The 19,747-nt window shown below is 69.9% G+C and carries 17 protein-coding genes; 10 read left to right on the top strand and 7 right to left on the bottom strand.

Annotated features, from left to right (window positions below; translation table 11 throughout):
* Window positions 1-89 precede the first annotated feature (89 nt).
* Entirely contained in the window at window positions 90-833 is a 744-nt protein-coding gene (locus tag ABGB10_RS21755) for an SDR family oxidoreductase (RefSeq protein ID WP_347662729.1), read from the bottom strand.
* A gap of 147 nt (window positions 834-980) precedes the next feature.
* On the opposite strand from ABGB10_RS21755, the gene ABGB10_RS21750 reads away from it, so the two are divergent.
* The 3 genes from ABGB10_RS21750 to ABGB10_RS21740 all read left to right on the top strand — a co-directional run bounded on the left by ABGB10_RS21750 (window position 981) and on the right by ABGB10_RS21740 (window position 4,346).
* Window positions 981-2,702, top strand: a complete 1,722-nt coding sequence (locus ABGB10_RS21750) for a phosphodiester glycosidase family protein (protein WP_347662728.1) — start codon at window positions 981-983, stop codon at window positions 2,700-2,702.
* 90 nt (window positions 2,703-2,792) lie between these two features.
* Window positions 2,793-3,362 (top strand): sigma-70 family RNA polymerase sigma factor, encoded by a 570-nt coding sequence (locus ABGB10_RS21745; RefSeq protein WP_347662727.1) that lies wholly within the window; start codon window positions 2,793-2,795, stop codon window positions 3,360-3,362.
* An 18-nt stretch (window positions 3,363-3,380) separates the two neighbouring features.
* The gene (locus tag ABGB10_RS21740; protein ID WP_347662726.1) at window positions 3,381-4,346 is read left to right on the top strand and encodes a CU044_5270 family protein; all 966 of its coding nucleotides are present in this window, start codon (window positions 3,381-3,383) and stop codon (window positions 4,344-4,346) included.
* 20 nt (window positions 4,347-4,366) lie between these two features.
* Here ABGB10_RS21740 and ABGB10_RS21735 read toward each other — a convergent pair whose 3' ends face one another.
* The 3 genes from ABGB10_RS21735 to ABGB10_RS21725 all read right to left on the bottom strand — a co-directional run bounded on the left by ABGB10_RS21735 (window position 4,367) and on the right by ABGB10_RS21725 (window position 7,405).
* Window positions 4,367-5,125 (bottom strand): alpha/beta hydrolase, encoded by a 759-nt coding sequence (locus ABGB10_RS21735; protein ID WP_347662725.1) that lies wholly within the window; start codon window positions 5,123-5,125, stop codon window positions 4,367-4,369.
* Between the two features lie 189 nt (window positions 5,126-5,314).
* Entirely contained in the window at window positions 5,315-6,400 is a 1,086-nt protein-coding gene (locus ABGB10_RS21730) for an SMP-30/gluconolactonase/LRE family protein (RefSeq protein WP_347662724.1), read from the bottom strand.
* Window positions 6,401-7,003: 603 nt separating this feature from the next.
* On the bottom strand, window positions 7,004-7,405 hold the full coding sequence (locus tag ABGB10_RS21725; RefSeq protein ID WP_347662723.1) for a hypothetical protein: 402 nt from the start codon (window positions 7,403-7,405) through the stop codon (window positions 7,004-7,006).
* 113 nt (window positions 7,406-7,518) lie between these two features.
* Here ABGB10_RS21725 and ABGB10_RS21720 point away from each other — a divergent pair, with 113 nt between their 5' ends.
* Window positions 7,519-8,697: an aminotransferase class I/II-fold pyridoxal phosphate-dependent enzyme gene (locus tag ABGB10_RS21720; RefSeq protein ID WP_347662722.1), complete on the top strand. Its 1,179-nt coding sequence runs from the start codon at window positions 7,519-7,521 to the stop codon at window positions 8,695-8,697.
* A gap of 155 nt (window positions 8,698-8,852) precedes the next feature.
* Complete coding sequence (locus ABGB10_RS21715; protein WP_347662721.1) at window positions 8,853-9,527, top strand: HNH endonuclease family protein; 675 nt, start codon at window positions 8,853-8,855, stop codon at window positions 9,525-9,527.
* Between the two features lie 108 nt (window positions 9,528-9,635).
* On the opposite strand, the gene ABGB10_RS21710 is transcribed toward ABGB10_RS21715, so the two are convergent.
* Window positions 9,636-10,280 carry an alpha/beta hydrolase gene (locus ABGB10_RS21710; RefSeq protein WP_347662720.1) on the bottom strand — a complete coding sequence of 215 codons (645 nt, stop codon included), beginning with the start codon at window positions 10,278-10,280 and terminating at the stop codon, window positions 9,636-9,638.
* Between the two features lie 74 nt (window positions 10,281-10,354).
* Between ABGB10_RS21710 and ABGB10_RS21705 the strand changes: the two genes are divergently transcribed.
* Both ABGB10_RS21705 and ABGB10_RS21700 read left to right on the top strand, forming a co-directional pair.
* Window positions 10,355-10,720: a DNA polymerase ligase N-terminal domain-containing protein gene (locus ABGB10_RS21705; RefSeq protein WP_347662719.1), complete on the top strand. Its 366-nt coding sequence runs from the start codon at window positions 10,355-10,357 to the stop codon at window positions 10,718-10,720.
* 91 nt (window positions 10,721-10,811) lie between these two features.
* Window positions 10,812-11,462 (top strand): TMEM175 family protein, encoded by a 651-nt coding sequence (locus tag ABGB10_RS21700; protein ID WP_347662718.1) that lies wholly within the window; start codon window positions 10,812-10,814, stop codon window positions 11,460-11,462.
* A gap of 209 nt (window positions 11,463-11,671) precedes the next feature.
* On the opposite strand, the gene ABGB10_RS21695 is transcribed toward ABGB10_RS21700, so the two are convergent.
* Window positions 11,672-13,519 carry an Ig-like domain repeat protein gene (locus tag ABGB10_RS21695; protein ID WP_347662717.1) on the bottom strand — a complete coding sequence of 616 codons (1,848 nt, stop codon included), beginning with the start codon at window positions 13,517-13,519 and terminating at the stop codon, window positions 11,672-11,674.
* Between the two features lie 410 nt (window positions 13,520-13,929).
* Here ABGB10_RS21695 and ABGB10_RS21690 point away from each other — a divergent pair, with 410 nt between their 5' ends.
* Both ABGB10_RS21690 and ABGB10_RS21685 read left to right on the top strand, forming a co-directional pair.
* Window positions 13,930-15,369 carry an AMP-binding protein gene (locus tag ABGB10_RS21690; protein WP_347662716.1) on the top strand — a complete coding sequence of 480 codons (1,440 nt, stop codon included), beginning with the start codon at window positions 13,930-13,932 and terminating at the stop codon, window positions 15,367-15,369.
* Window positions 15,370-15,625: 256 nt separating this feature from the next.
* The gene (locus ABGB10_RS21685) at window positions 15,626-18,820 is read left to right on the top strand and encodes a BTAD domain-containing putative transcriptional regulator (protein WP_347662715.1); all 3,195 of its coding nucleotides are present in this window, start codon (window positions 15,626-15,628) and stop codon (window positions 18,818-18,820) included.
* Between the two features lie 105 nt (window positions 18,821-18,925).
* On the opposite strand, the gene ABGB10_RS21680 is transcribed toward ABGB10_RS21685, so the two are convergent.
* On the bottom strand, window positions 18,926-19,111 hold the full coding sequence (locus ABGB10_RS21680) for a hypothetical protein (RefSeq protein ID WP_347662714.1): 186 nt from the start codon (window positions 19,109-19,111) through the stop codon (window positions 18,926-18,928).
* Window positions 19,112-19,383: 272 nt separating this feature from the next.
* Here ABGB10_RS21680 and ABGB10_RS21675 point away from each other — a divergent pair, with 272 nt between their 5' ends.
* Window positions 19,384-19,722: a hydroxyisourate hydrolase gene (locus tag ABGB10_RS21675; RefSeq protein ID WP_088990103.1), complete on the top strand. Its 339-nt coding sequence runs from the start codon at window positions 19,384-19,386 to the stop codon at window positions 19,720-19,722.
* Window positions 19,723-19,747: the final 25 nt, after the last annotated feature.

Raw genomic sequence — 19,747 nt, 5'->3', positions numbered from 1 at the left:
CCCGGTGGGCCACGGCCCGTCCCCGCTCGGACCGAGGAGGGACGGGCCGCAGCCCTGGATGGGTGGACAGGACGGCGGTGAGCCGACGATCAGATGGTGAAGCCACCGTCCACGTTGACCGTCGCGCCGGTGATGTAGCGCCCGTCCGGGCCGGCGAGGAAGGCCACCGTGGCGGCCACGTCACTCGGCTGGGCGAAGTGGCCGAGGGCGGTGAACCCGTTGATCGTGTCGGCATTGGGACCGTCGGACGGGTTCAGTTCGGTGTCGGTCGCCCCTGGATTGACCAGGTTCACGGTGATCGCCCTTCCGCCGAGTTCGCGTCCGAGCGCCTTGGTCAGGCCGATCAGTGCGGTCTTGCTCATCGCGTACAGCGCGAAGCCGGGGAAGACCGCCCGCTCGGCCACGTTGCTGCCGATGTTGATGACCCGACCGCCAGCCCTCATGTGGCGTACCGCCGCCTGCGCAGCGACGAACGGCGCCCGGACATTGACCGCGACGGTCTGTTCGAACTCCTCCAGGCTCAACTGCTCCAACGGGCCGAGCAGGAACGCGCCGGCGTTGTTCACCAGGATGTCCAGTCGGCCCAGCTCGCCGACTACCCGGTCGACCGCGGCGACCACCGCCGCCGGGTCGGAACTGTCCGCCCGCATGGCGACAGCTCGCCGTCCCGCGGCCTTGATCTGGTCCACCACGCCGTCCGCGCGTCGCTGATTCTGCTGGAACGTGAGTGCCACATCGGCACCCTCCTCCGCCAGGCGCAACGCCACCGCCGCGCCAATACCACGACCACCACCGGTGACCAGGGCCACCTTTCCGTCAAGTGCGTTGTTCATGACGGCAAGCCTGGTCGGCGAGAGACCATTCGTCTGGCGATGATCGGACGTCGCGTTCCGTTCGCCGGGCCGCACGACGCTGATCCGGATGCGAAACTCCACTGCGCCACATGGTGGCCGCGAGCATCGATCCACGGGGGAGTCGTCATGAATCACCATCGCCGGTTTCGCGCGACCGCGCTGGCCGTCGTCGTCGCGATCGGGTCGGCGGTCGTCACGTCGGCCGTGTCGTGTCCGGCCGCCGCCGAGGCCGGTGCGATCGCCGCGAGCAGTTCGGTTCCCTTCAAGGACCCGGTGAACCGGATGCCCCTGGGGCCGGAGGGCCTGGTGACCAAGATCGGGTCGGTCCAGACGCCCGCCCCCGGAGTCACCTACCGCAAGTACACCCAGGGCTACGCCTCATCGTCCTGGACCATCGCCCTGCACTTCCCACCGGCGCGCGCCGACCTGGTGACCCGCGACTCGCAACGGGCCGACACCTTCGTGGCGGACCTGCACGCGGCCGGATACCCGGAGGCCACAAAGGTCAGCTACGACCCGCCCCTGCCAGCGGACCTGCAGTATCGCCCGCCGACCGACTTGACCATGTTCTACGCCGTGCACCTCGGCACGTTCGGCGACGCCGCCTCGGCGGAGGCAAGACTGGCGCAGGTCAGGAGCGCCGGCATCACGGGTGTCGTCGAACACGAGGCGTTCCGGGGGCAGGTCAGCACCGGCCCGTGGGAGGTACGGGCCCTGGTCGTGGAACCGGATGCCGCCGTGACGGTCGGCGCCGCGCACGGGCCGGAGCTGCGCAGCGCCGACCGGGTTCGGGACATCGCCCGGTACGCCGGCGCTCTGGCCGCGGTGAACGCGAGCGAGTTCGACATCAACAGCCCGAACAACCCGGACTTCAACGGCTTCGACGGCGATCCGATGGGCATCTACGTGCAGGGCAACAACCTGCTGAGCGAGGCCGTGAACGGACGTACCGCGCTGCTGCTCAACGGAGCGAACGGTCCGCTACGAATCACGGAGCTGACCTCCACGACTACCGTGAAGGCCCCGGACGGTGCGCAGTGGCAGGTCGACGGCTTGCACCGCAAGCCGGGGAAGATCGCGCACTGCGGCGGTGTCGGCGGGGACCTCCGGCCGCCGTCCACGCCCGGCGGTACGCCCGGTGACCTGCCCTACGCCGACCAGCCGTGGCGGTTCGAGACCTGCACCGACCCGGACGAGATCGTCGTCTTCCGCCCCGAGTGGGGAACGGAGACGCCGGTAGGACCGGCCGGCAGTGTCGACGTCGTGGTCGACGGCAACTGGGTGGCGAAGCAGCTTCGCAGCCCGGCCGGTGGCCCCATCCCCGCCGGTGGCCGCGTACTCCAGGGAATCGGCGCCGGCGGGACGTGGCTGCGCGACCACACCGTCCTCAACCAGGCGTTCCAGCCCGGCACCCAGATCCTGGACCCGCAGGGGCAGCGGGTGACGAGCCAGACGTTCGCCGCGGTCTCCGGTGGCCCGGCTCTGGTGCGCGGCGGCGAGGTGTGGATCAACGTGGGAGCGAACGGCTACCGGTCCCGCGACGGCTACCACACCAGCCTCTTCCTGGACCGGCACCCGCGAACCCTCGCCGGCATCACCGCCGCCGGTCAGCTGCTGCTGGTAGTGATCGACGGGCGCCGCCCGGGGGTGAGCGTCGGCGTGACCATGCCGGAGGCCGCAGCGGTGATGAAGTGGCTGGGGGCGGTCGACGCCATGATGCTCGGCATCGGCGGGGACAGCACCCTCGTGATCAACGACATCCTGTACAACAGGCCCACCGACTACTGGGGCCACGAGCCGGTCACCGAGCGCCGCGTCGGCAACGCGATCGTGCTGCGGGCGAAGTGACCGCCGTCCGTCCGTTTCTCCTGCTGCGCGGTAACACCCGCGCTCTGCCGTACGAAGAAGAGGTGTGACGGCAACCAGAGAGGACGGCCTGTGAATGACCCCAGCCCAGCGGAGGGTGACATCTGCGGCATCGGCGTCGACCCGGCGGCCTTCGCGGTCTTCTACCGGCGGCACCTGGAGGCGGTGAGCCGGTTCGTGGCGCGACGGGTCGACGATCCGCACCTGGCTGCCGACCTGACCGCCGACGTGTTCCTGGCGGTGATCGAATCCGCGGGCGGCTACCGGCCCGACCGGGGAAGCCAGGTCGGCTGGCTGTTCGGGGTGGCCCGCAACGTCATCGGCGACGAGCGGCGTCGGGCGGCTCTACGGCTGCGGGTGTCCGGCCGACTGGCCGGACGACGGGACCTGGGCCCGGACGACATTGCCCGCATCGAGGAACGGATCGACGCCGAGTCCGCGGCTCGCCGGACCTATCGGGCACTGCGCGAGCTGCCCGAGGGCACCCGGACGCTCGTCGAACTCGTCGCCGTGGACGGCCTCACTGTCGCGGAGGCGGCGACCGTGCTCGGGATCTCCCCGGTCGCGGCCCGGGTCCGCCTGCATCGTGCCCGTCGCGTCGTCCGCGCCGTGCTCGCCCGCCCGGCCACCACCCTCGCCTGATGAGACGGAGATGACGCTGTGCACAAGATCGATGAACCACCGCGCGGTTTCGAAGAACAACTTCTCACCGATCTGACGGCCCACGTCAGCCGGCGCGCCGAGGAGGTCGGGGCAGCCCGTTCGGCCGGACGCCGTAGGCGGTTCCTTCCCGGTTGGCGTGTGGCCGGCGCGTTCGGGCTGGCGGTCACGCTGACCGTCGGTGGCCTGGTGGTCCAGACCATGAGGGTGGGTGACCGTCCGCCGCCCACGGCCAGCGCCTCGGAGATCCTCCGGATGGCCGCCGATGCCGCCCGCCAGCAGCCCGAACTCACCGCTCGACCCGATCAGTTCGTCTTCACGGAATCCGTGACGACGTTCCGGGACCTGCCGGACAGCGGCCCGTACACCAATTCGCGGGTGCAGCGGTGGGAGTCGGCCGGGGGCGTGGCGCACACGCAGAGACGACACCGACTGGAATCCGAGCCGAACGGGTGGAGCGATCTGCAGGTGCTCCGCCTGGACGATCCGGCCGACCCCACCAAGGAACTCGACGTGTTCCCGGAGCCCGCGTACCACGGCGACCTGCCCTCCGACCCGGACGAGCTGTTTCGCTACCTCCGGGACCACCCGGTCGACCTGCACCTGCCCGAAGGCGCCGACGAAGAGGCCGTCTACGGGGGCGAGCACATGGTGTACACCACCGCGCGGTCGATGCTCGACGGCTACGTCCCCCCCCGAGCACTGGCGGCGCTGTACGAGATGATGGCACGGGAGCCCGGCGCGGTCGTCCTGTCGGGCGGCGTGGTGGATGCCGCCGGCCGGCCCGCGGTGGCGATCCGGACGCCCGGCGTGATCGGCGGAAACGTGGACCTCCTCTTCGACCGCGACACCCACGTCTACCTCGGCCGCCGAATGTCGGTGGTGCGCAACGGCAAGGAGTCGCTGCACGCGGCCGGCGCGGTGATCCGGATCGCCATCGTCGACCGGCCGGGTCAGCAGCCCTGAACGCGCCGGTACCGGTCGGGTCAGACCCGGCTGAGGTGACGGGGCAGGAACGCCTCGTCCAGTCCGACCCACCGGACGGTGCGGTGGTCGCCCGGGTTCGCGTGCAGCGTCTTCTCCGCGGAGGCGAACGCGTCGAACAACGCGAGCCCGGAGGAGCGGTCGACGTGCTCGTCGTCCCAGGGCAGCAGGAACTGGACCGGCACGGTGATCTGCCGCGCAGCCGTGATCACCGGCTCGTCCACGGGGACCGCGCCGCCGAAGATCGCGGCGGTGATCCGGGGCTCGGCCGCGGTCAGGCGTACCCCGATCGCCGTGCCCATCGCGATGCCCCCGCCGTAGCCGACCGGCGCGTCCGGGCCGATCTGCGGCAACGCCTGCAGGGCGTCCAGCGTCGCCCGCCACTCCGACACCGCCTGCTCGGCGAACGAGGCCATGAAGCGGGTGCTGGCGGCCGCGAACCGCTGGGTGTCACCCGCCGTCACGGCGTCCCGGATCTCCAGACGGGCCTGCTCGTCCTCGTCCGTACGGGGGCGGTCGCCGTGCCCCGGCGCGTCGATCGCGACAACGGTGAACCCCCAGGTGGCTGCGGTGTGCAGGGCGCGGGCCCGGAGCCCCGGCGCCTTCCTGTGCATGCCGCCGTTGTGCCCAAGGAGCACGATCGGGGCATGGTCGGCGCCGGTCACGGGTGCCCAGAGCACACCCGGGATCTCGCCGACGAGGAAGTCGCGTTCGACCACACCGTCCGACGAGGTTTCAGCGGTGAAACGGACAGAATGCATTGTGGTGCCTTTCGGGAGTGCCAGCCTGATGGGCGCTCCCGGCGACGGTTACCTCAGTCGCCCGTCCGTGACGGGAGAGAGCACCACGTGCGAACTGCGTTCACGGGTCCCACCTCCTCGGCCGAGTCACGGATCTGGGCGCACGCTACCAAGCCGGCCACGATGCCGGCCAGTGAATTACCGTCGGCGTCAGTAGGGATATCCGGGGACGTTGAGCCGCACGCTGTACAGGCCGGAGTCGTTCCTCGGGCCCGAGGTGACGTAGAGGGTCTGCCGGTCGGACCCGCCGAACGCCACGTTGGTCGTGCCGGAGGTGCCGGACCGGATCGTGCCGAGCTGGGTGCCGGCGGGGGAGTAGACGTGGACGAGCGAGTCCCCGCCCGACGCCCAGTACACGTTGCCGGCGCAGTCGATCGTGACGCCGTCCGGACCGCCGATGTAGTTGACGAAGACACTGCGGGCGCCGGTGCTGCCGTCGGGCTGCACGGCGTACTTGTAGATCTTGTTCTCGGAGTAGGCGCCCACGTACAGCGCGGTGCCGTCCGGCGAGAGCGCGATTCCGTTGGGCTGGCGTAGCCGGTCGTCGACCAACGTCACCTGACCTCCGGAGACGCGGAAGACGCTGGTACGCCCGCTCATCTGGTCCGGGCGGTTGCCGCGCTGGAAGTTGGGGTCGGTGAAGTAGACGACGCCGTCGGAACGGACTGCCACGTCGTTCGGTGAGTTGAACGCCCGGCCCTGGTAGTTCGCCGCGACGGTGCTGCGGGTGAGGTCGCTCAACCGGTACGCGGAGACGCTTCGCTGGTCGTGTGTGGCCGCGATGATCTGCTGACCGTCGGCGCTCAGTGCCAGACCGTTGCTGCCGGCGTCGGCGAGGAACGTGTCGAAGGTCGCCGGCGGGGTGAACCGGCGGATGGTGGACGGCTGGACGTTGTACGGCCCGCTGCCGGCCGCCATGTCGGACATCAGCAGGTAGCCGCCGTCCGCGACCCAGACGGGTCCTTCGAGGAAGGAGAATCCACTCCGGATCTTCGCCGCGGTCATGGAGCTTGCCGGCAGCGGTGGCCCGTACCCGGTGCCCGCCGGGCAGGCGCCAGGCGGTGTGCCGGGCGGATTGGCGAGCGTGGCACCGGCCCCGGTGGCCGCAGCGTGAGCGTTGACATGGACAGCACGCGGGTTTCCGGCGGGTGCTGCGGCTGCCCCGGTGGGTGCCGCTGCGGTGCCGAGCACGAGGCACAGCCCGGCCAGCGGGACCATGGTTGGACGCCAGTTCATCGACGACTCCAATCGGCATCGGCCGGTCGTGGAAACCGGCGATCGACGGCGCGCGTGGGTCGCGGGGCGGCGCGGGCGTAGGCCGTTGGCGTGGATCAGGATGAGCATAGATGAACAACGATGTGATCTCCATCGACCCCACGCTGGTTCGTTCCGCTCAGGATCGATGGAAGCACACGGAGGCTGGTCAATGCAGGTGGCTGTTGCCGGTCGTGGCAGCGAATCAGTTCGATCCGCTGCCACGCCCGGCGGTCGTCACCTACCTGGGCCGACCTCGACAGCCGGCGCCCATCTGGTGGCACTCGACCCGATGACCCCATCCCCCACGGCGTGGGCGGATGCCGTGCGGTGCCACCAGGACGCCGCGGATGGGCTCACTGCATCCCACCGGGCTTCGCTCACGGGTCGCGGGGTGGTTTCTGGCTCGCGAGTTGCAGCAGACGGTCGAGGATCGCCTGGTGTCCGGGCTGAACCAGCGACGCCGGACCCTCAGGCCCGAGGACCTCCACCGAACCCAATACACCGATACGCATACCCCACCCCCGTGACGTGAGTCGAGTCTATCGATGAATCCGCAATGCGGAGTCCCGCTCGGTTGGCGCGTCAGGCGGTGGTGGACGGTCGCAGTGAGCTGGTGCCTGCGGCGGCGCTGGCGATCAGGAGCACCACCGCCGGCAGGAACGCCACGCCGATGCCCAGCCCGAGCAGGAGCCCCCACCCGGTGACGCCCAGCGCGGCCACCACGTCGGCGACCCCGGCCAACCGGCCGATCCGCTGCGCGAGAACCGGCAGCACCGCGGCGACGACGGGCACGCCGAGCAGGTAGGCGGCTGCGGCGCCGGAGTCGTCCACGGTGTACGGAGTCAGTGCGGCGGCGACCAGCACGGTGACTGCCAGGGCCGACCATCGCAGCACCCGACGAACATCGGCCGGCCTGCGGACCAGCACCACGACACCGACGAGCAGGACGGCCGCGACTGCGCCGACGGTCACCAGACCGATCATCATGCCTCCTCGACCGCGGTGGCCTCTCATCGACGGTAACAAGTGCGCGCGGCGCGACGACATGCCCGGCGGTAGCCGAACGGGTCCGAAACGCAGCGGATTAGGCTTCGGCCATGAGTGGTGTGCCGAGTGGTGCCCTGGACGCGGCGAACCCCCTTCGCCAGCTCACGATCGCCCAGCTCCGGCAGCGGACGAGCCTCAAATGGCGGGAGTACCCCGACGACGTGCTGCCGCTCTGGGTGGCGGAGATGGACGTACCGCTGGCCGAACCGGTGGCCCGGGCGATCACCGACGCCGTCGCGCGCGGCGACACCGGCTACACCGCCGGCACGGCGTACCCGCAGGCGCTGGCCGAGTTCGCCCACCGTCGGTGGGGTTGGGACGGGTTGGCCGTGGAGCGCACCGCGCTGGTGCCCGACGTGATGCACGGCATCGTCGAGGTGTTGCGGCTGGTCACCGAGCCGGGGGACGCGGTGGTCGTCAACTGCCCGGTCTACCCGCCGTTCTACGATTTCGTGACGAACGCCGACCGTCGGATCGTCGAGGCGCCGCTCGGCGAGGACCTGCGGATCGACGTCGGGGCACTGGCGGACGCGTTCCGGCAGGCGCGGGCCGGTGACCGGCCCGCCGCGTACCTGCTGTGCAACCCGCACAACCCGACCGGCGTCCTGCACACCGCGGCCGAGTTGGCCGCCGTCGCCAGTCTGGCCGACCGGCATGGGGTACGAGTGGTCGCCGACGAGATCCACGCTCCGGTGGTGGTCGGGGAAGCGCGCTTCGTGCCGTACCTCTCGGTGCCCGGCGCGGAGAACGGCCTGTCGTTGATGTCTGCTTCCAAGGGGTGGAACCTGGCCGGTCTGCGCGGTGCGCTGCTCATCGCCGGCCCGGCAGCGGCGGGAGACGTCGCCCGGGTTCCGTTCGAGGCCAGCGTCAGCACCAGCCACCTCGGCGTGATCGCCCACACCGCCGCGTTCCGCGACGGCGGCGAGTGGCTCGACGCCGTGTTGACCGGTCTGGACGACAACCGCCGCCTCCTCACCGCGCTGCTCGCCGAGCACCTGCCGGCCGTCCGTTACCACCCCGGTGAGGCCACCTACCTCGCCTGGCTCGACTGCCGCGCCCTGGGCCTCGGCGACGACCCCGCCGGCGTGTTCCTCGACCGGGGCCGGGTGGCGCTCAATTCCGGTACGGCCTTCGGCACCGGCGGTGGCGGCCACGTCCGGTTGAACCTGGCCACCGCACCGGAGCTGATCACCGAAGCGGTACGCCGGATGGCCGCCGCCGTCGCCTGAGAAGTCTGGAGGCACGCGCCGCTTCGGCACGCGGTCGATGGTTGCCAACTGATCCGTCTGCTCAAGAGCTGTACGGCAATTCTTCAGCATCGCATCGATCGATGGACATGGGCGACAGAGATGGTTGTCCTCCACCCCCACAGAGGAGACCCACCATGTCGACGACCCGATCCGCACCTCGCCGTACGCGCGTGATGCAGCGCGCCGCCGCGCTCGCCGTCAGTGCGCTCGCGATGGCCGGCCTGACCGCCACGAACGCCCAGCCCGGTTGGGCCGCGCCGCCCGGGATCCCGTCCAAGGCGACTGCGCAGTCGCAACTCAACGCCCTGACGGTGGCGGCGCAGGGCTCGACCAGTGGCTACTCGCGGGACCTGTTCCCGCACTGGATCACGGTCAGTGGTAGCTGCAACACCCGGGAGCAGGTCCTCAAGCGCGACGGCACCTCCGTCGTCGTCGACAGCTCCTGCGCGGCCACCTCCGGTCGCTGGTACAGCCCGTACGACGGCGCGACCTGGACGGCGGCCTCCGACGTCGACATCGACCACGTGGTGCCCCTCGCGGAGGCGTGGCGCTCCGGCGCGAACTCGTGGACGACGAGCCGTCGGCAGAGCTTCGCCAACGACCTGAGCCGCCCGCAGTTGATCGCGGTGACGGACAACGTCAACCAGTCCAAGGGCGACCAGGACCCCTCCACCTGGCAACCACCGCTGTCGTCGTACCGGTGCACCTACAGCAAGATGTGGATCACCGTGAAGTACAACTGGGGTCTGACGCTGCAGTCGTCGGAGAAGTCAGCCCTGCAGAGCATGCTCAACACCTGTAGCTCCTGAGCACGACCACGGCCGGCGGGGCGTCCCGACGACGCACCGCCGGACCGGGCCGCCATGGCACCGGCCCGACTGCCGCACTGAGGTTCGCCGTTGATCGGTGCGGCGTCCTCAGCCCGGCAGGTACGCGATGAGTCGGTCGGCGAGTTGCTTCGGGTGGCTGAGCGCGACAGCGTGCCCACCGACGATCTCGTCCGGGGTGACGCCGAGACGGTCGGCGGCCACCCTTCGCAGGAAGTCCACCGGGAAGAATCGATCGTCGCGGGCGATGAGCACCCTCGTCGGCACGTCCGGCCAGGCATCCAGCGGCCACGGCTCGCTGCCCTCGGCGCTGACCTGGTCCCGGACGTGCCCCGCGGCCCGCGCGACGATCTCGGCCGGCACACCGTTGTAGAACTGCTGCTCCTCGCTGAGCCCTTCCACACCCTGGTAGCCGGTGTTGCCCCACCAGTCGCCGGGCTTCTCCCCGGGCTCGGGGATCATCGGTGTGAGCAGGACGATCAGTCGCACCGGCACCTTGTCGGCGATCAGCGGCGCGGTGAACGCCCCGTACGAGTGCCCGACGACGACGACGTCACGCCGGTCACCGATCGCGCCGACGACCGTCTCGCAGAACTGGGCGAACCCCGCCGACCTGTCCTCGATCGGCAGCTCCGGCACCACCACCTCGTGGCCGCGGCTGCTCAGCTCGGGGACGAGGAGGTGCCAGTCCCAGGCGCTGCCCCCGCCACCGTGGATCAGAACGAAAGTAGCCATGGTCCGAAGCCTCACAGGTGGGTACGACAGCCAACCCACGCGTTGACAGGCGAACGAGCCGCCCAGCGCCGACAATGGCAAGAGTGGCACCCGCCTTCGTCCTGCACCACCACCGCAAACCACGACCGCACTTCGACCTGCGGCTCGAGGAGGGCGGTGTGCTGCGCTCCTGGGCGGTCCCTCGTGGCCTGCCGGACAGCCCGGACGACAACCGACTCGCGATAGCCGTGCCCGACCACCACCTCGATCACCTCACCTACGAGGACGCCGACAAGTCGATCGCGGACATCGGCACGTGGGAGGAGCACGACCGTACCGACCGTCGGATGCTGTTCACGTTGCACGGCCGTACCGGCCGACGGCGTTACGCGTTGATCCGTACCGGCGAGGGCTGGCTGCTGCATTTGACGAAGGAGCAACCGTCGGACGAGCGCGGATAGTCGGCGCGGTGGTGGCTGTGCGCAGTTCTCCTCAGCAGGCGATGTATCGGTATTCGGCGGTGACAGGGCTTCGTCTCCGCATAATCAGGGCGTGGAGTCCGAAAATGGCAATCGTCGGTTGGTACGTCAGCCGGGCCGGCTGATGTCGTTCAGCGATGCGGTATTCGCCATCGCCGTGACGCTTCTGGTGCTGGAAATCCAACCGCCGCGGGATTTCGGGCATCTCCTCCGGGGTCTCGGCGCGCTGTGGCCGTCCTATCTGGGATATGCGTTGAGCTTCCTGCTCGTCGGGCAGGTGTGGGTCAACCACCACGTCATGTTCGACCGTGTCCGGCACGTCGATCGGACGGTCCTGTTCCTCAACACGTTGCTGTTGATGGTCATCGCCTTCCTGCCGTTCTCCACCTCACTGCTGGCCGACGCGATACGCGCGGAGCTGGGGCTGCGCACGGCGGTTGTCGTCTACGGTGCGACGCTGTGGACAGCGGCAGCTCTGTTCAATGTCATCTGGGCCCATCTTCGCCGGGCCAACCTGCTGGACCCCGACCTCGGACCCCTCGGCATTCGCGCCATCGGCCGCCGATTCGCACTCGCGCTGGTCTGGATCGGCTCCGGCATCCTCGTCGGCGCCTTCGTGCCGCTCGCGGGCGTCGTCATCATCGCCGGCTTCCTACCCGCCTACTACCTGCCCATTCGCGGCGAGTACGGCGAGGACGACACGGCCGCCGATCGGCCCACCTAGACAGGCAATTCCTGCCTCAAGTCGGGGCTGCGGGGGGCCCGTCAGGTCGCTCACTGATGCATCCGCCCCCACGGAGATGACCGAGGGTCACCGCCGGGCCGCGCCCAACAGCCCGAGCCGGCTCAGTGGCGGATGGCGAGTCGGAGCGGGTAGCGAGCGCGTCCGGCGTGGGCCGACGACGGGAGGTCGCCGGCCCACCGTGCGACTGGTCAGCGAACCCGAAGCTGTTGGCGGTCAGCTGTGGCGGGAGCGTAGGTCGGGTCACCGGAGTAGCTGACGAGGACCGGGTGCACCCCTGCGGACAGTCCGGCGGTCGGCAGTTTGACGACGGCCGCGCCTCCGGACAGCGCAACGGTCCGCGTCGTGCCGCCGACGGTGACGGCGACCTCGCCGGTCACCTTCGGGGCCTTGCCGTGCGGCGACCGGGCCCGCACATCGACGTTGACTGTGACCGTCTCACCACGGACGACTGACGTGGGTGTGGCCTTCGCCCGTACCCTCACTCCTGCCGCGCCGGGTGGCGTCAGGGTGACCTGGGCGGCGGCTGCCTTGGTCGGGTCGACCACCGACGTCGCCACGACGGTGAGCGACGGCGCGGTCTCGGCGGCGGCCACCGAGAGCAGGCCGTCGGCGGAGATGGTCGTGCCGGCCGAGGTCGCCCCGTCGATCGACCACGTCACCGCTGGGCTCACACCCTCGTTGGTCGTCACCTGGGCGTTGAACTGCCTGGTCCAGTTCCAGCCCTGCGTCAGGCGCGCCGTCGCCGGCGTCACCGACACGGAGTCGACCCCGGACCACAGGTGGTCCCTCGCGAAGATGGTGAAGAGCTGGCCCGCCGTCATGCCGTCGTGTGCGCCGGGGACCTGGGTCGTCGCGGCGGTGAACCCCCGAGCCCGGAAGTTGTCCGCGATGGCGTTCTGGGCGTTGAGGTTGCCCTCGAAGACCCCGTTACCGAGGAACACGGAGAGTTGGTCGTCCCCGACCGCGTCCGCGATGGTGTCGTAGTCCTGCGCGGTGAGGGACGGATTACCGGAGAAGTGTCCGTAGAACGCGAACGTGGTCGGGTAGTTCCTGATGACGACCCCGCCCGTCATCCCGCCGTAGGAGAACCCGGCGTAGGCGCGTCCCGTACGCTCGGTCGAGACGTTGTAGTTCTCCTCGATGAGGGGAAGGATCGTCTGGACCAGGTTGTCGGCGGCGTTCGTCTGGTTGTAGGAGGCGAAGCCGAGGCTGGTGCCGGTGAAGTGGTTCCCCATGGTGACGACCACCGTCGGCTCGATCTCACCCCTGGCCGTCATGTTGTCCAGGATGTTCGGGACGTTCGCCGGGACCATGAAGTCGGTCTCGTCACCGAAGATGCCGTGGGCGAGATACGCGACCTTGTACGGCTCGGGACGGTTGGCGTCGTAGTTGGCCGGCAGGTAGACGCCGAGGTGGTGACCACCGTCGCCGAGGATCGTGGTGTACGGAACATACTGGACCGTGCCGCGCCGTGAACGGTCCGCGAGCGGCAGCTCGTAATCCGCACGTTTCCGCAGCACCGGGTCGTTCTGCTTCTTGTCGTACGGCACGTACACGGCATCGAGGACGTCGTTGTTCCTGACCCGGAACGAAGATTCGCCGGGCGGCCGAGGATTCGTCGAGGCAGGATCCCAGATGCGCTTGTTCACCCAGCCCTGGGTCGGGTCCCAGACGCGGTACCAGTAGCTGAGACCGCCGGCGTGCAGCGGGAGGGAGACCGACCAGTATCCCTTCGCGTCCCTGGTCATGTCCCTGAGGAACTCGGTACCGCCGGCGTGGTAGCGCCCCGGCTGCCATGCTTCCGGCTGATAACGGGTGGTGCCCGTGCCCACATCGAGCAGGGTCAGGTCCCCGGCGAGGCGGACCTGCGTGGCCTGAGGATTGCGGTAGACGAACCTGACGGTGTAGCCGGTCGGCGAATGCCGATCCTTCTTGACGGTCGCGCCTTCGACGGCCGTGGGCTTGCCTGCGGCGGCGGCTGGCGTGGGGGCGATGACGCCCGCACCGAGTGACACGAACGTGAGCAACGAGATCACACGCGTGAGCCCGCGTCTTCCGATCGCTCTCCTCATCCGACCCTGCTCCTTTGTCTCATGACGCTTCGTCTGATTCGGACCGTTTCGGGCCGCCGCCTCATTCCACTCGCGACGTGCGTGTCTGGTGCGGGCGCGCACTGGCGGTGGTGCTGGTGAATCCCGAGCCCGGATCCACCATTTGTTGGTTCGGACGGGTTTCGGGCGAAGCCATCGGTGGGTGGCGGCGCGTCCTCGAAAGTGGGCTCGGTCGATGGACGCAGTGTGCAGCTAAATCGAATTAGCATCGGGCAGTGTCGCTGGATGGGTCGTCCGGTGTCAAGGGGTTCGAGGCCAATAGGGGTGGGCCGGCGGCGGGTGGGTCCGTAGATTCAGCTTCGGTTGCGTTCGTGCGGCCGCGAGGGGGCTGGGGCATGCTGTTGCCGTCGTTGTCCGGAGCTGGGCCCGACCGTGCGGACGCCGTGAGCGTCGATGGCCATGCCATCTCCCGGGAAGCATTGCGGGCCAACGCGGGCGGGGTGGCCGCCGACATCGCCGGGGCCGGGACGGTGGCGGTGCTCGCCAGCCCGGGTGTGGCAACGGTGGCCGCGATCGTCGGCGGCCTGCTGTCCGGGGTGGCGGTGGTTCCCGTGCCGCCGGACACCGGTGCGGCCGAACTCGCCCACGTGCTCACCGACTCCGGAGCCGAGCTGCTGCTGGCCGGTGAGCCGGAAGCGCCCGTGCTGGCGGATTGTCCGATACCGGTGATGCCGGTCGACCCGGCCCGGCGTGGCGAGTTGTCGAGCGTCGGCCCAGCACCGTCCACGACCGGGCTGATCCTCTACACCAGCGGCACCACCGGTCCACCGAAGGGCGTGTCGCTGAGCCACGCCGCGATCCGGGCCGGCATCGACGCGGTCGCGCACGCCTGGGACTGGACCGACGAGGACGTCCTCGTGCAGGGGCTGCCGCTCTATCACGTACACGGTCTGATCCTGGGATTGTTGGGGCCGCTGCGGGTCGGCTCGCCGCTGGTGCACACCCGGCGGCCGACGCCGGCCCGGTACGCGGCGGCGCGGGGTTCGATGTACTTCGGGGTTCCCACGGTGTGGGGCCGGGTCTGCGGCGAGCCGGCCGCCGCCCGCGCGCTGTCCGCGGCCCGGCTGCTGGTCTCCGGCAGCGCGCCGCTGCCCGCGCCGGTCTTCGCCGAGTTGGAGGCGCTGACCGGGCACCGGCCCGTCGAGCGGTACGGCATGACCGAAACGCTGATAACGCTCAGTACCCGGGCCGACGGCCCCCGGCGAGCCGGCTCGGTCGGCCGTCCGGTACGCGGAGTGCAGGCCCGGCTCGTGGACGACGCGGGTTCGCCGGTGCCGGCCGACGGGCGGACCTTCGGGGCGCTGCAGATCCGTGGCGCGACGCTCTTCGACGGCTATCTGCACCTGCCCGAGAAGACCGCCGAGACGTTCACCGCCGACGGCTGGTTCCGCACGGGTGACGTGGCGACGGTCGACGAGGCGGGGGACTATCGCATCGTCGGGCGGGCCAGCGCCGACATCATCAAGAGCGGCGGGTACCGGATCGGCGCCGGCGAGATCGAGGACTGTCTCCTCACCCACCCGCAGGTGCGTGAGGTCGCCGTGGTCGGTGCCCCGCACGCCGACCTGGGCCAGGAGGTGGTGGCGTTCATCGTCGGCGAAAAGTCGCTGGCCGCCCGATCACTGGTGACCTATGTGGAGAAACGGTTGTCCCGGCACAAGCGACCGCGCCGTGTGCACGTGGTGGAATCGTTGCCGCGCAATGCCCTGGGCAAGGTGCAGAAGGCAACTTTACTGTCGCTGCTGGAAACGGGGACCTTGCCGGGCGGTGTCTGACGCGTGTCATTCTCATGACTGCCTAGCCGAAAGGTGGAGTTTTGGCTGGGACCTTCGGGCATCTAAACGCTTCTCGTGTTCTCGACCCGTGGTGACTGCTCGTAGTCTCTAGACGAACACGGGGGGTGAGTCGTGTATCTAGATGTCTCGATCTCCGGGCCGATCAGGCCACGGTCAAGAAGCTCGATCGGTAGCCGACCGGGGGGATGGCACCGAGCGACGACGTCGACGTCGCGTCACCACGGGGGAGGTGCGCGTGGAGGTACGGGTTCTCGGGCCGCTTGAGGTACTGGTCGACGGCAGACGACTCGACCTGGGTGGCCACCGCCAACAGATCGTGTTCGCCAGCCTCGCACTGGAGGCCAACCGGGTCGTCCCGGTGGGGCGACTGATGGAGGCCATCTACGGCGACGATCTGCCCAGCACCTCACGTGCCCAGGTGCAGATCTGCGTCTCGGCGCTCCGACGGCTGTTCAACACCCACGACTACCCCGACACCATCGTCACCCGGTCCCAGGGCTACCTGCTCCGGGTCACGGACGGGACGTTGGACCTCGACCGGTTCGTCGGTCTCGTCGAGGGCAGCCGGCGGGCTCGCTCCGCGCAGAACGTCGACGAGGCGGTCGGACACATTCGCGCCGCCCTGGCCCTCTGGCGGGGCCGCGCTCTCTACGGGCTGGAGAGCCGGCTGGTCCAGTCAGCGGCCAACCGCCTCGACGAGCGGCGGATCAACCTCCACGAGGACTGCGTCGAACTCGAACTCGAACTCGGCCGACACCGCGATCTCATCCCGGAACTCTCCGACCTGGTCGAACAGCACCCGCTGCGCGAACGGCTGCGCGGGCAGCTGATGCTCGCCCTGTACCGGTCCGGCCGCCAGGCCGAGGCCCTCGACGTCTACCGGCAGGCCCGCCGCACGATGATCGACGAGCTGGGTCTCGAACCGAACCAGTGGCTACAACAGCTGGAACACGCGATCCTCACCTCGGACGAGGAACTCGCCGCGCCGATCTCACCCGCGCCGGCCCCGGCAGCGTCGACCGCCCCCGCCCCGCTGCCGCCGGTCCCGCCGGCGCTGGTCGTCGCGCCGGTGGACGACATCCCCCTCGGCGCGATCACCCCGCCGGTGATCGTCGCTCCCACCGAACCGGTCATCCCGGTCACCGTGCCGTGCCTGCTACCCACGGACATCGCCGACTTCACCGGCCGGTCCAAGCAGATCGACGTCATCGAGCAGCAACTGTTGATGGCCGCCGAGAGCCCGACGCAGTTCGCGGTGCCGATCGTGGTGGCCGCCGGCAAACCAGGCATCGGCAAGACCACCCTCGCCGTGCACGTGTCGCACCGCGCGGCGACGCGGTACCCGGACGGGCAGCTCTTCGCCGACATGCACGGCCGCAGCCCGCAGCGGGTCGGCCCGATGCAGGTGCTGGAACGCTTCCTGCGGACCCTCGGCGTCCCCGGCACCGCGATGCCCGAGGTGCTGGAGGAACGCGCCGAGCTCTACCGTGACCTGCTCTCCGACCGCCGGATGCTGATCGTGCTGGACAACGTGGCCGGTGAGAGCCAGGTGCTGCCCCTGCTGCCCGGCACCCCCCATTCGGCCGTGCTGGTCACCAGCCGCAGCCGGCTGGCCGGCCTGCCCGGCGCGATCCACCTCGACGTCGACGTCTTCGACGAGGAACACTCGCTCGAACTGCTGGCGCACGTCGCCGGACGGGAACGGATCGAGCAGGAGCCCGAGGCGGCGGCACAGCTCGCCTTCCTGTGCGGGAACCTGCCCCTGGCCCTGCGGATCGCCGGGGCCCGGCTCTCCGCACGGCAGCACTGGACCGTCGAGCACCTCGTCGAGCGGCTCGACAACGAGGCGCGACGCCTGGACGAGCTGAAGCACAGCGGGATGGGCATCAGGGCCAGCATCTCGCTCACCTACGACAGCCTCACCGAGGAGGCCCGCCGGCTCTTCCGCCGGCTCGCCGTACTCGACGTGCCGTCGTTCTCCGGCTGGGTCAGCGCCGCACTGCTGGACGAGCCGGTGATGGACGCCCAGGACCTGTTGGACGACCTCGCCGAGGCGCAGCTCGTGGAGAGCACGAGCATGGGTCCGGGGCAGGTCCCGCAGTACCGGTTCCACGACCTGATCCGGGTCTTCGCCCGGGAACGCCTCGCCGCCGAGGAGACCGTCGCCGACCGCAACGCCGCGCTGTGTCGGGTGCTCGGTGCCCTGCTGTTCCTCGCCGAGGCCGCCCACTGCGGTCTGCACGGCGGGCCCTACTTCATCCTCAGCAGCGAAGCCCCACGATGGTCGTTGCCGCAACGGCTGACCGAGCAGCTGGTCAGCCGTCCGCTGAGCTGGTTCGAACGGGAGCGGCACTCGCTCGTCGCCGGCGTCCGTCAGGCCGCACAGGCCGGCTTCACCGACCTGTGCTGGACGCTCGCCCACATCGCGGTGACCCTCTTCGAGCCGCGCATCTACCTCAACGACTGGCGGGAGACCCACCGCGTCGCGCTCGCCGCCAGCAAGGCGGCGGGTGACAACCGGGGGCAGGCAGCCATGCTCTACTCCAACGGCTCGCTGTTCCTCGCCGAGCAGCGGTTCGACGAGGCGCGCCGCGACCTGGAGGCGGCCGGGACCATCTTCCGCAGCCTCGACGACGAGCAGGGGCTGGCGCTGGTCACCCGGCAGATCGCGTTCGCCGACCGGATCCGAGGGGACCTGCCGGCCGCCGCCACCCGCTACGAGCACGCGCTGGACAGCTTCCGGCGCAGCGGCGACCTGGGCGCTGCGGCCTACGTGCTGCACAGTCTGGCGCAGGTGCACATGGAGAGCGGCAATCCGCAGGAGGCGTTGGCCATCCTGCCCGAGGCGCTGGTGATGAGCCGCAGTGCCCGCAGTCGTCGGGTGGAGGCGCAGGTGCTGCACCGCATGGGCGACACCTACCTGCACACCGGGGACCCGCACGCGGCGGCCAGCGCATTCGCCGAGGCGTTGGCGGTGGTGCAGGACATCGGCGACCCGGTCGGCGAGGCGTACGCGCTGCACGGGATGGGTGTGGCGCACATGACGGCCGGTGATCTGACCGCCGCCGAAACAGCGTTGCAGAGCGCCCTGGGCCTGGCGAGCACGGCCGGTGAACGACTCATCGAGGCGCGGGTGTCGCTGGCGCTCGGCGAACTCGCGCTCGAACGCGGCAGCGCGACGCAGGCGGTGGTGCATCTGCACCGGGCACTGGGGCTGTTCCGGGGCATCCGCGCGCCGAAGTTCGAACAACGGGTGTTGACCAAGCTGACCGAGGCGTACGTGGCGGCCGGCGGCCGGGAACATCCGGCGGCTCTGGCGGCCGAACCGGTGCGAGACAACGTGGTTCCGCTGGTGCGTCAACCTCGGCCGCAACGGCCGGATCGCACGGGCAGCGGTTCCTCGATGGTGCAGGGCATTCGTCAGGGCTGAAACTCGGGGTGCGACCGGCCGGCTCGTCAGCCGTACCGGGCTCCCGGGACGTGCGCCCGGTGGCCGTTGATCAGATGGCCCGCCGGAGGCCCACGTGGTGCTCCATCAGCCCCAGGGCTGGCTGGGGGAGGCGGTCGTGCTCGGCGTGGGGGTGGCCGCCGGCGCCGGGGTGCTGCCACTGGCGTCCTCGGCGTGCGCGGCGGTCGCTCCGAACAACCCGACCGTGACGGCGGCGGCGGCGACAGCGATGGCGATGCGGGTCTTGACGGTGAGCGAAACGTTGTTGCGCATGGCGATGTTCCTCCAGGTGAGGGGGGATTTCGTTCCGCCGTGTTCGGCGATGTCACAAACGTAGGAACGAGCCCCATCACCGCGTTATCTGTTCGCCTGCCGACCCCTATCACCGCTATCGGATCGCGACCGATAGCCGGCGATAGAACGGCGAAGGCCATCCGATAGCCAGCCGGCGCAGGCTTCTGCCCTAGGCCGGGAATCCGGCAACCAACCGTCGCCCGCTCGCGTCGCGGGTCACAGCGACGGGACCGACTGGCAGGTGACAACACATGAGTGTTTCGGCGCAAGCTTTGGACGGTGTGTTCGGCCGCCCGGCGGCGGGCATCCGGGCGCGATTGGAACGCGCTGACGACGGCGGCTGGAAGCCCGTCGCCGATGCGGAGTCCGACCCCGACGGCCACATCGACGACTGGGCGGCAGAGCTCCTGGAACGGGGCCCCTACCGGATCGTCTTCGACAGCGACCACTACTTCTCCGGTCTCGGCGTCAGCGCCGCCTATCCGGAGATCGCGGTCACCTTCCGAGTCCAGGACGAGTCCGACACCTGTCAGGTCCAGGTGCTCCTCACTCCCTACTCGTACTCGATGTACTTCGGCACCCGCGGATGAGTCAGGTGGCGGCCGGGCTTCGCGT

Origin of the sequence: Micromonospora sp. B9E7, assembly GCF_039871815.1 — a bacterium.
GTDB lineage: Bacteria > Actinomycetota > Actinomycetes > Mycobacteriales > Micromonosporaceae > Micromonospora.
This window is presented reverse-complemented; position numbering and strand designations above follow the sequence as displayed.